Origin of the sequence: Dysgonomonas sp. Shenzhen-Wh21 (assembly GCF_043392705.1) — a bacterium.
Classification (GTDB): domain Bacteria; phylum Bacteroidota; class Bacteroidia; order Bacteroidales; family Dysgonomonadaceae; genus Dysgonomonas.
In genome coordinates this window covers 1-9,097 of record NZ_JAIXHZ010000061.1, presented here as the reverse complement: position 1 = coordinate 9,097, position 9,097 = coordinate 1, and the positions used below count along the sequence as shown (strand labels likewise).

Genomic DNA, 9,097 nt, shown 5'->3' with positions numbered 1-9,097 from the left:
ATTTGATATAATATATAAAGCAATATACATTTTTATAAAAAAATGTATATTTGATTATTAAATAAAGCTCAGATGGAAGAAGTTATAAGTTGTGTACTTAAATTTATTAGAGATAATACTGTTTCATTAGGTAAAAAAGCAATTTTTATATTTTGTTTCATTATTATATTGGTTTGTATAAATGAATATACTGGATTCATTTATTATTATCCTCTCAACAAAGAAGTCGAGATCATTAAAAATATTGAGGAGGCAAAAGAAAAAGCAAAAGATAATCCTAAATTAATTGAATATTTAAATGATCAGGAGGAAAAGGTCGTTAATAGGACATATTTGCATGAAAAAATATGGACAAGTTTGAAATCTATTGAATTTTCTGAACTCACTAATGGCATTACAACTTACCAAAGTAGATCTTTAATATGGCATATTCTCACTTCTACCACAATTCTTATAGCCATAGGATTGGTTTTAGTTTACATTATAATTGTTTTTCCATTTATGAATGTTTCTCAAAAATGGATAACTTGGTTTGGATCTGTAATATTTTTAATACCTATTATAATTTTAATTTGGTTAGTGCAATTCTTATGGGCACTTATTCCCATTATTTTTTATCCTTGGGTAAACTATTCTGTACAATTATCTTCACAGGTTATTATAATTCTTTTAATAAATAGATTTTTCCAAAAAAATAAGAAACGTTTAAATATTCCTGAAACCTAATTATATGTTTAATCCCTAATATAAAAAATCCGAACAGAATTGCTCGGATTGACGGATATATAGAGAATATTACTTTACTCTCTCCTTTATTATCATTTCCAATTCATGGAAATTACACTTTAAGGTGTTCGATGTAATTGATAAAGGCGTTCCATACATTTTATAGTTTGCTTCCATTAGTTTTTTCTTAAAGCCTTTTTCCCTACTTATATATTCTTTAGGATTCCTTATATAAACAAGTAAAAACTTAGCAGAAGATACTTGTTCAGTTTTGATGTTTATTATGTCATCCCATTTTATGAGACCAATACTCGAAGCATTTGAGTTGTCATAAATTCCTTCAATATCAATAACGAGCCCTATCTTTCTATCTAAAAGTTGTTTGCAACCATAAACACCTCCTAGCCCAAAAAACAGAATTACTACACTACCCACAATTTGGATAAACAATACAGTTTTGACAATAGGAGATATGAAAAATTCTGGTTTTAAAATGAAAAATAATCCTAGAATAACAAAAACAAAGCAACCTATAAGAACTAAAATTATTTTTGTTTTACTTGAAGGGATTTCAATTTTATCCATTTTGTTTCAGACTATAAAATTTAATAGAATAATCAAATCTCAAATGTAATAATATTTTACTCTATACTTTATATCTCCTAGATCTTTTCTTACCAACTAAGAATACCCGATAAATCCCAATTACCTCACCCCTGTACCCCTTGCAACTTTTCTTTGTTGGACTCCTTTGTAATTACCTTTTATCGACTCGAAGAACTCGGCTAGTATCGTCATACTATCCGGTGCATCATCATGAGCGTTACCACCTTCTTTTTTGTAGGAGGTTAGCCACTTGATAAACCACCAGTAGTCAGAACCTTTCTCGTACTCTGATTCAGCGAGGAAATGACAATGCGCTTTTATCCAACCAGATTTCATAAGGATTCGGGTTTCTTTATTCTTGGTAGTTGGGCGAGCTTCTATAAGACATCTGTTATAGCTGTCATTCTCTTTGACTAATCGCTTCACATCGTTTGCAAATATCTTACCACCGTTATTGGATTCGATACGCATCCGATCGGGAGATATATCGATAATCATTTGAGCCAATCGAGGGCCTGTTATCTCTACGGCATCTTTGGTAAAGAGTATATCGGTAATGAATAGCTGATCCCCGAAAACACTTGCAAACGGAGACGAGAAATCGTCGTTTCCTTCATCGGCCACGTCAGTAGCTCCGATCTTACCATCAGGAACACGTCCTTGTATATCCGCTTTCTTGAATCGTTTGAGTTCTGATTTAGGGAATAGCAATCCTTTTGCTTCGATAGGCTCTTGCATATATTCAGCCATCCAGATACTGTCTTCTGTTTCGGCTCGGAGTTCGTGATAGTATTCTGTGGTATGCACATCTTCACAGAATGATTTATCGTTTTCATCCAGTGCAGCAATACGGATTATTTCATCGTAATATTTACCTTCCCTTGATTCTTCCAAGCGTCCTAAGACATCGGATGCACTCCAGCGAGTACCGATATCGATAGAACAGCAATTGCCCTCTATACGAGAATCGTGTGTGCCTTGTTTCCAGCTCCAAGTCTTCTCATTGTTATTATCCGATAGTGCATCTTCGAGCGATTTATACAAGTCGTCTGTCATGGCAAGCATAGAAGCCCCGAACCCGATAACAGTACCACCGACACCAGCACCGAAATAGCTTACTTGTCTTGCCCCCTCTATACTCCAACCGTGTACGTTTTGTTTATCACCCTTAAGCCTTATCTCGGGGAATATTTCATTGAACTTACGTGAACGGACAATATCACGAGTATCGTAAGAAAGCTTGTTATATAATGGATCGGCGCAACAATTACGCATAACTGATTCTTCAGGGAAGTGTCCGAACATCCAACTTATGAAAAGTGACGAAATGTAAGATTTACCTGCACGTGGTGGCATACTCACAGCAAGCCGATAAATCATATTGTTAGAGAAAGCCTGATAAACACGCATGAATGCTGCTGCAACTTTCTTCAAGAAATGACGCTTAGCAAAGAACGAAGGATCCATATACAAGCAATAAGCCCAGAAATCGCTCCGGGCTTCTCGCTTTCGCAGTATGATGGCCGCTTCCGCTTTTCTTACGAGTATATCTCTGTCACTCAGCTTTGCCATCTATAATATTTTGCAAGTCTTCGTCTGATAAGTTCTCAAGGTTACTCTTAATGCCAACCTCTCCGGATAGCTTGTTCTCTTGTCGGTTCTTCCAGTTATCAGGATCACGGTTGGTAAGGGTGAATATGATAAGAGTAGGATTAGGCTGATAGTGTTTCTTCGTAACGACATGCTCTTTAACCCGAACAATAGCTTTGCCGTTGTCGTCTTTCTTTCCTGTATCTGCGGTAACAGTTCTTGTTTCATCCACAGAATAACCTTGCACCATCTTTACAAGGGATTTTTTAGCTTCTACAATAAGGAGTTCATCAAATTTATCCTGAGCCCTTTTTATAGCATCTGCAAAGTCTGCATACTTAGCTTGCCATTCGTAGTAAGCACGCTCGGATATTTTAACCATTTCGCATATCTCGGCAACAGTATAACTATCAATACTCATCAATTCACAGATGCGTTCAACAATCTTCTTGTTATACTTTTGATTATACTTTGCCATAGAGTAATCCTTTACCCTAAAATATAAAGAGGAGCTACTTTTTTAAGTAACTCCTCTTATCTTCTATAGTGTTTAGTATTATTGCTCCATCTTTGCCATTGCATCAGCCATATCGATACAATTTTCCAATTCATTGACGACTGCTTTTAGTTCGATGAATTTTCGTTTGTCGACAGCTGTAGCTAAGCCTTCTGTTTGTTTCTCAATATCCGCCAATTCTTCTTTCTTTCGGGCAAGCCTATTTTCTAAAACCTTTTTGTATATCATAAGTGGGGTTTCTTTCATGACGGATCGTTTTATTTTCCGCCAAAGTTATTATTATTTTTTCTTATATGATTCGTTTAGGATAACAGGAACTGCATTTTTCCATGTAATACGATGGTGTAACCTCCTGTGCGTTTCTCCCATTGGTACAATCTTACAACATGAAGGTGAATACATAACAGTATAGAAGCTTTTTATATAAGTTCCTGAATCAAGATAAAGCTCAGTCATTCCTCCTGAGTTTGATTGCGTTGTTAGCTGGTTTATAGCTATGTTAGAGAATGTGAGAAATACATTGCCCCGACTTTGGACATTTGTATAAGTATTCACATCTTCATTGATTCTTCCTACAAATTGAAAGGGCCTATCAGTTGAACAAAGGAAAGTATTCATACACTTACGGAATATCTTTTTACCTTTTCCATAGGAACCATTCTCTCCACCTAAGAAATCGCCACTCTGGGCCATTGCAATACTCTTAACGTTGATAGACTTATAATAATCGAGCATTGCATCAAAAATCACATCAAGATTCTTTATAGGGCGATGAAGATATTCCCCGTTGGATCTAAATCGATAAGAGAATGCCGTATAATCATCATCATATTGCATAAAGTATTTTATTCCGAGTTTATTTGCGATATCGAAGCTTGCATTCCTGGCATATACAATTGCACGTCTGTCTTCGAAATTATCTCCTTCATCAAAAGTGTCAGATACAGCTTTCTTATCAAATACAATCACCTTATTGCCATACGCCTGCTTGTAAGCTTCTGCTTGAATATCTTCATTGTCGATAATAATATAAATATCACCAGTGTAACCATGTTTCAACAAAGAGTTATACGTATGAACTTTAAGCGGGCGTCCATGAGTTAATATAAATACAGCAAAATCTTTATTCTTCATGGTCTACGTCGTATTGTTCGTCAATAGCTTGAGATAACTTTACAAAGCCTTTGGATATAGCCGAATCGAAATCAATTATAACCAGCGCTGAATCTTCCATTAACTCTTGAACGTCTTTCTCCGAATGAGAGTAATAGTCAGCTATCTTTTCATAATTAAAGACGATATGTCTCGATGCCGCACATATTAAGAACTTCTTATCTTCAGGATTGATATTTGATACCTCGATTTTTGAGATAAGCTCATTGTATTTCTCCATATCGAAAAGATCAGATATAGCCGGCTTCTCATTCTTAGGAAGATACTCCGGTGTTATGATCTTATTAGTGTATACATCATCGGATGTTGCTTTATTCTCTGTCGATTCACTACCTATATCCAAAGTCGAAACATCAATACTGAACTCCCAGAGATCAAGTTCATCAGGTGTGAAATCTTCCATTACTGCTTCTATGTCAAAGACCGATGTGTCACTCGTATAATTATCTGCCAGAGCCAACGCTTTGCGTCTTGCATCCTCTGTCTTGAGGTCTGTTCTTTTGATTGCTATTAGTTCAGTACCGTCTGACTCAATAACTCGAACCTTTAATCCTAGTTCTTGTGCCTGTTCGTAAACTCCATTACCGGCAATGATGCAATCTTCTTTATCAATAAGTATCGAACGCCCGGCTCCACAATCGACAAGACTCTTTTGTATTAATCTTTTGTTCTTATCTCCGTGTATACGATAGTTCTTAGGATCAAACTTTAATTCTGACATGTCTTTTATCGGTAAAATATAAAAGACAGAGAATCTTTTCAGACTATAAATTTCAAAGTGAATTTAAGGCATTATTAGGATCATTTTGGGCTTCAGTCAATTGATTTCTCAACGGTTTAGCTTCAGTTACTATCGGAATTTTATATCCCATACTATTAATGTATTTAAATAAATTAATAGGAACTCGCCCATCAACTATTTTCTCGGCCATAATGCATGATTCATTATCTATATCTGTAATATAAATAGCTGTGATCGCATTTTCAATGTCAAGATACTCATAATGATTACTCAAAAAACGGAATTCATTTTCTTCTATCCAATCTTTTCTTTTAGTGAAAAAAATGTCTTTTTTGTTTTTTATAATATGCTTACTAATATCTTCGGGGGAATTGAGCATATTAGGGATCTCTATTGCAGCCTTTAGATCCCTAACATATTTAACCTCTCCATATAGTATACCTTTATTAATATGGAGCTTTGCGAAATCAAGTTCTATACAAACCCCTTTTCTTTTGTCTCCATAATGTCCCCACATCAAAGGAGACATGGCTCCAGTCACGTAAGAATCATAATCTTTCGTTAAACTTATTTGTTTATAGTCAAGAATAATCCTTTTAGCCAATCTTATTCGATCACCAGGGTTACCAGCAAAACTAGTAGAAATCGATTTTATAGCTTCATCTATGTCATTAACTCTAGAAATATCACTGAATAACAACCTCTTACTTAACCATATCCTAACAAAAGTATCAAATGAAGTATAATGATATAATTTGATATATTTATTCTTTCCCTTTAGTTTCTTTCCAGGATAGACTCCACAGCTAGTATATATTTTTTTATTAGATAGCTTCATTTATAATGTTTTTATCAAATATAATTATTCTATTCAAAATAACTCTCTACCTTCTAACTTATTCTTTATTAATTCGAGTACACCGTTGTAAATATCATACAGGTCTTTTTTGTCCTCTTGTCCTTCCCATTCCGAGAAGCTGTTACCCTCGAAAAACTTCCAAGAAAACACTCGCTTTGCTCTCCTTGATAATTGCAGATCCTCGAATATGCTTCTTACCTTTTGGATCTTCTGTAGTATATCTCCTGATCTGTCCTGTTCCGTATCTTCCTCATCGATCAGATCTATACGTTGAAAATCAACATTTGCATCTACCGGCAATGATCGGTATTTATGCTGATAAGGTGAGGTCGGTGACTGAATGTTTAATTTTATCATCTGCAGGACAAAGAAATCGAGTTCCCGGTATTGTCCCTTCTTGCTTTCGTACAATTGCAGGATATAAGGTTCATTGGTCCCGCATTTCTCTATAAGCATCGCCAGAACTTCATTCAATACATCGACTGCCTCTTCATTCATCCCATGATGTGAGCAATGGTAGACTGCATAATCGAGCCAACGATCATATCTTTGTGAAATGTATGTGTTTATTATTTCATTTGCCATCGGCCAAATTCAATTTAAAAGGGTAAAGGATTACTTTGTTTTATCACACTTGTAGATTTAGTCGGGATATCGCTTTCGTAGACATCGATAAAATGAGTCGTCTCTTTGTCGAACTTGCAAAGCATCTTCAATAATCCTATATTTCGACCTTTTGCAACATCAATCAAAGCATATCCTTCTGTCTCCTTATCTTTGTATGGGTCAGGGAATGATCTTAAATATATTTCGGGCCTGTATACAAAAATCACGACATCGGCAGCCTCAGCTATTTGTCCGCTATCCCGAAGTCGGTTTAACGACGGAACCGGGTTTTGGCTATCCCTGTTCAGCTGTGATAAGGCAATAATCCATATATCCAGTTCTTTGGCTAAATTCTTCAATCGTCTTGCCACATCAGCCATTTGCTGTTCTTTATTACTACCTTTCATATTCACACTAAGAATCTGCAAATAGTCGATTACAACACCGTCAATTTGGTATTTTGAAACCATTGCCCGAATAGAATTTATTATCGTATCAATGTTTGAGGTACTTCTATCGTCGAATAAAATGGATGAATTGTATAATCCGTTTATTGTTTTATCGAGCCGCTCAAACTGCCAATCATCCAAAGGGCTATAGAGAATTTGACTTGATGAGATACCGCTTTCCATGGACATTAACCGTGCAGCCAATTGCTCTTTTTTCATTTCCAGAGAATAAACTGACACTTTTGTCCCATGCTTTACGGTATTATTCAATATGGATAAAGCCAAAGATGTTTTCCCTTGTGATGTTTCTGCGGCAATAATAATCAAATCCGATTTTTGTAGACCTCCGGTCTTTTTGTCTATCTTTTGAAAACCGGTTGGCGATCCGGTCAAAACAGTCTTTGATGATTTATTATCTTCAACTATTTTGTATACAGACTTAACTGCATCTTTAATCGATGAAATATTATTTTCTGAAAATGAATAGATATTCTCTAAAAACTGACCCGCATAAGAAGAAATATCTAAAATATCATCACGCTCTGATTGTCCTTTTGATTGAAGATAAATTCCAAGGTCTATGAACTTTCTTCTGGTTGAAAGGTCATTTAACCGACAAGTATGTGAGTAAAGATTTGTCATGGAGGAATAATCACAGACTTTCATTAATTCTACAACTTTTAAGATAGTTTGATCAGATCTTTCGATAGTTCGAGTTTAACCAAACTACTGGCTTGATTAGCAAATACAGATACCCGCTTGATGGCTCCGTTAAGGTCTGCTTTACCAATAGATAAAATTTTATCATTATTCTGCGGGAGAACAGAACGATAATTAGGATAGTTACCTTCTTGTAAGGTCGCAATTATACTCTCCAATCCATATTCTAGTCGCACTGAATTATTATTGACGAATATGTTTATTAATTCATCGGTTGGCTTGATTAAGCCTTTTAAAATGGTTGCGATTTTAAGAGGAAGGGCAAAGCTTATTTGCTCTGTCATTGATTCGTCCCGAAGTTCTAACAAAGCAAGCTTATGACCGTCGGAAGCTACAAAGCTGATTTGTCCTTCTACAATATCTAGATAGACAGAGGTCATTATGGGGAGAAGATCATCGGTAGATGCACAGAAGATCGTTTTTTCAATGCCATTTAGTAAGACCTTAGAAGGTATTGAAATTCTTGTTGCATTGGCAACATCTTTTTCTTTGGGAAATTCTTGTGGTGATAGCCCGGCTAGTTCAAACTTACCGCCTTTGTACTTGACAGTGACAGCTAACTTTTCATCAATGGAAATCGTGATAGGCTGTTCCGGTAATGTCTTTAGGGCCTCAATCAGTAATTTTGGCTCAATACAAATGGAAATAGTGTTTTCGGTTAAAATGCCATCGATGAAAGTGTTTATCCGACCTTCGGTATCGGCTGCCGAGATCTTAACCGAACCATCTTGAATTTCCAAGTGAACATTGTCCATGATAGGAAGCGTGTTCTTCGAGGAAATGATTTTACTTACCGACTGTAGCCGGCTTAATAATTCTGATTTTGAGAAGTTATCAACCGACTTTTAGACTTGAGCCATTTTATACGAAAGTATGAGATTTGGTTTTTTTGTGTTTATATACCTACCTCATACTTTCTTTTAAAAACCTCTACAACACTTTGTCTGGTAGCCTTCAAAATCAAAAGGCACTATGATAACAATTACAATTTCAAAATCAGAATTATTAAGCCGGCTACAGTCGGTAAGTAAAATTATCTCACCAAAGAACACTCTTCCGATCATGGATAATATCCTCTTGGATATCCGAGAAGGAAAGGTTAAGATTTC

At 35.6% G+C, this 9,097-nt stretch carries 10 protein-coding genes and 2 pseudogenes; 2 read left to right on the top strand and 10 right to left on the bottom strand.

The window, feature by feature from the left end; translation table 11 throughout:
- The first annotated feature begins 72 nt into the window (after positions 1–72).
- Positions 73–726 carry a hypothetical protein gene (locus LDB17_RS03625; RefSeq protein WP_393924892.1) on the top strand — a complete coding sequence of 218 codons (654 nt, stop codon included), beginning with the start codon at positions 73–75 and terminating at the stop codon, positions 724–726.
- 69 nt (positions 727–795) lie between these two features.
- Here the strand turns inward: LDB17_RS03625 and LDB17_RS03620 are convergent, their stop codons facing one another.
- The 10 genes and pseudogenes from LDB17_RS03620 to dnaN all read right to left on the bottom strand — a co-directional run.
- Positions 796–1,311 carry an STM3941 family protein gene (locus tag LDB17_RS03620; protein ID WP_252639454.1) on the bottom strand — a complete coding sequence of 172 codons (516 nt, stop codon included), beginning with the start codon at positions 1,309–1,311 and terminating at the stop codon, positions 796–798.
- Positions 1,312–1,431: 120 nt separating this feature from the next.
- Entirely contained in the window at positions 1,432–2,904 is a 1,473-nt protein-coding gene (gene terL, locus LDB17_RS03615) for a phage terminase large subunit (RefSeq protein WP_252639455.1), read from the bottom strand.
- A complete protein-coding gene (locus LDB17_RS03610) occupies positions 2,888–3,400 on the bottom strand; it encodes a phBC6A51 family helix-turn-helix protein (RefSeq protein ID WP_252639456.1) in 513 nt (170 codons plus the stop codon). Before LDB17_RS03610 ends, terL begins: the two co-directional genes overlap by 17 nt.
- Positions 3,401–3,478: 78 nt before the next feature.
- Positions 3,479–3,685, bottom strand: a complete 207-nt coding sequence (locus LDB17_RS03605) for a hypothetical protein (RefSeq protein ID WP_252639457.1) — start codon at positions 3,683–3,685, stop codon at positions 3,479–3,481.
- A gap of 33 nt (positions 3,686–3,718) precedes the next feature.
- The gene (locus LDB17_RS03600; RefSeq protein WP_252639458.1) at positions 3,719–4,573 is read right to left on the bottom strand and encodes a hypothetical protein; all 855 of its coding nucleotides are present in this window, start codon (positions 4,571–4,573) and stop codon (positions 3,719–3,721) included.
- Positions 4,563–5,333: a hypothetical protein gene (locus tag LDB17_RS03595; RefSeq protein ID WP_252639459.1), complete on the bottom strand. Its 771-nt coding sequence runs from the start codon at positions 5,331–5,333 to the stop codon at positions 4,563–4,565. The genes LDB17_RS03600 and LDB17_RS03595 overlap by 11 nt, the downstream gene beginning before the upstream one ends.
- Before the next feature lie 52 nt (positions 5,334–5,385).
- A complete protein-coding gene (locus LDB17_RS03590) occupies positions 5,386–6,192 on the bottom strand; it encodes a DUF2971 domain-containing protein (protein ID WP_252639460.1) in 807 nt (268 codons plus the stop codon).
- 33 nt (positions 6,193–6,225) lie between these two features.
- The gene (locus LDB17_RS03585; protein ID WP_252639461.1) at positions 6,226–6,798 is read right to left on the bottom strand and encodes a hypothetical protein; all 573 of its coding nucleotides are present in this window, start codon (positions 6,796–6,798) and stop codon (positions 6,226–6,228) included.
- Positions 6,799–6,812: 14 nt separating this feature from the next.
- Entirely contained in the window at positions 6,813–7,934 is a 1,122-nt protein-coding gene (locus LDB17_RS03580; RefSeq protein WP_393924891.1) for a replicative DNA helicase, read from the bottom strand.
- Between the two features lie 14 nt (positions 7,935–7,948).
- Positions 7,949–8,803: pseudogene (gene dnaN, locus LDB17_RS03575) on the bottom strand (DNA polymerase III subunit beta); the annotation flags it as partial.
- Between the two features lie 157 nt (positions 8,804–8,960).
- Between dnaN and LDB17_RS03570 the strand changes: the two are divergent.
- A pseudogene (locus LDB17_RS03570) lies at positions 8,961–9,097 on the top strand (DNA polymerase III subunit beta); the annotation flags it as partial.

Excerpts from the sequence above, each read along its gene's own strand:
- LDB17_RS03610 (WP_252639456.1), bottom strand. The coding sequence starts at position 3,400 with ATGGCAAAGTATAATCAAAAGTATAACAAGAAGATTGTTGAACGCATC.
- LDB17_RS03620 (WP_252639454.1), bottom strand. The coding sequence starts at position 1,311 with ATGGATAAAATTGAAATCCCTTCAAGTAAAACAAAAATAATTTTAGTT.
- LDB17_RS03585 (WP_252639461.1), bottom strand. The coding sequence starts at position 6,798 with ATGGCAAATGAAATAATAAACACATACATTTCACAAAGATATGATCGT.
- LDB17_RS03625 (WP_393924892.1), top strand. The coding sequence starts at position 73 with ATGGAAGAAGTTATAAGTTGTGTACTTAAATTTATTAGAGATAATACT.
- LDB17_RS03605 (WP_252639457.1), bottom strand. The coding sequence starts at position 3,685 with ATGAAAGAAACCCCACTTATGATATACAAAAAGGTTTTAGAAAATAGG.
- LDB17_RS03590 (WP_252639460.1), bottom strand. The coding sequence starts at position 6,192 with ATGAAGCTATCTAATAAAAAAATATATACTAGCTGTGGAGTCTATCCT.
- LDB17_RS03595 (WP_252639459.1), bottom strand. The coding sequence starts at position 5,333 with ATGTCAGAATTAAAGTTTGATCCTAAGAACTATCGTATACACGGAGAT.
- LDB17_RS03580 (WP_393924891.1), bottom strand. The coding sequence starts at position 7,934 with ATGAAAGTCTGTGATTATTCCTCCATGACAAATCTTTACTCACATACT.
- LDB17_RS03600 (WP_252639458.1), bottom strand. The coding sequence starts at position 4,573 with ATGAAGAATAAAGATTTTGCTGTATTTATATTAACTCATGGACGCCCG.
- terL (WP_252639455.1), bottom strand. The coding sequence starts at position 2,904 with ATGGCAAAGCTGAGTGACAGAGATATACTCGTAAGAAAAGCGGAAGCG.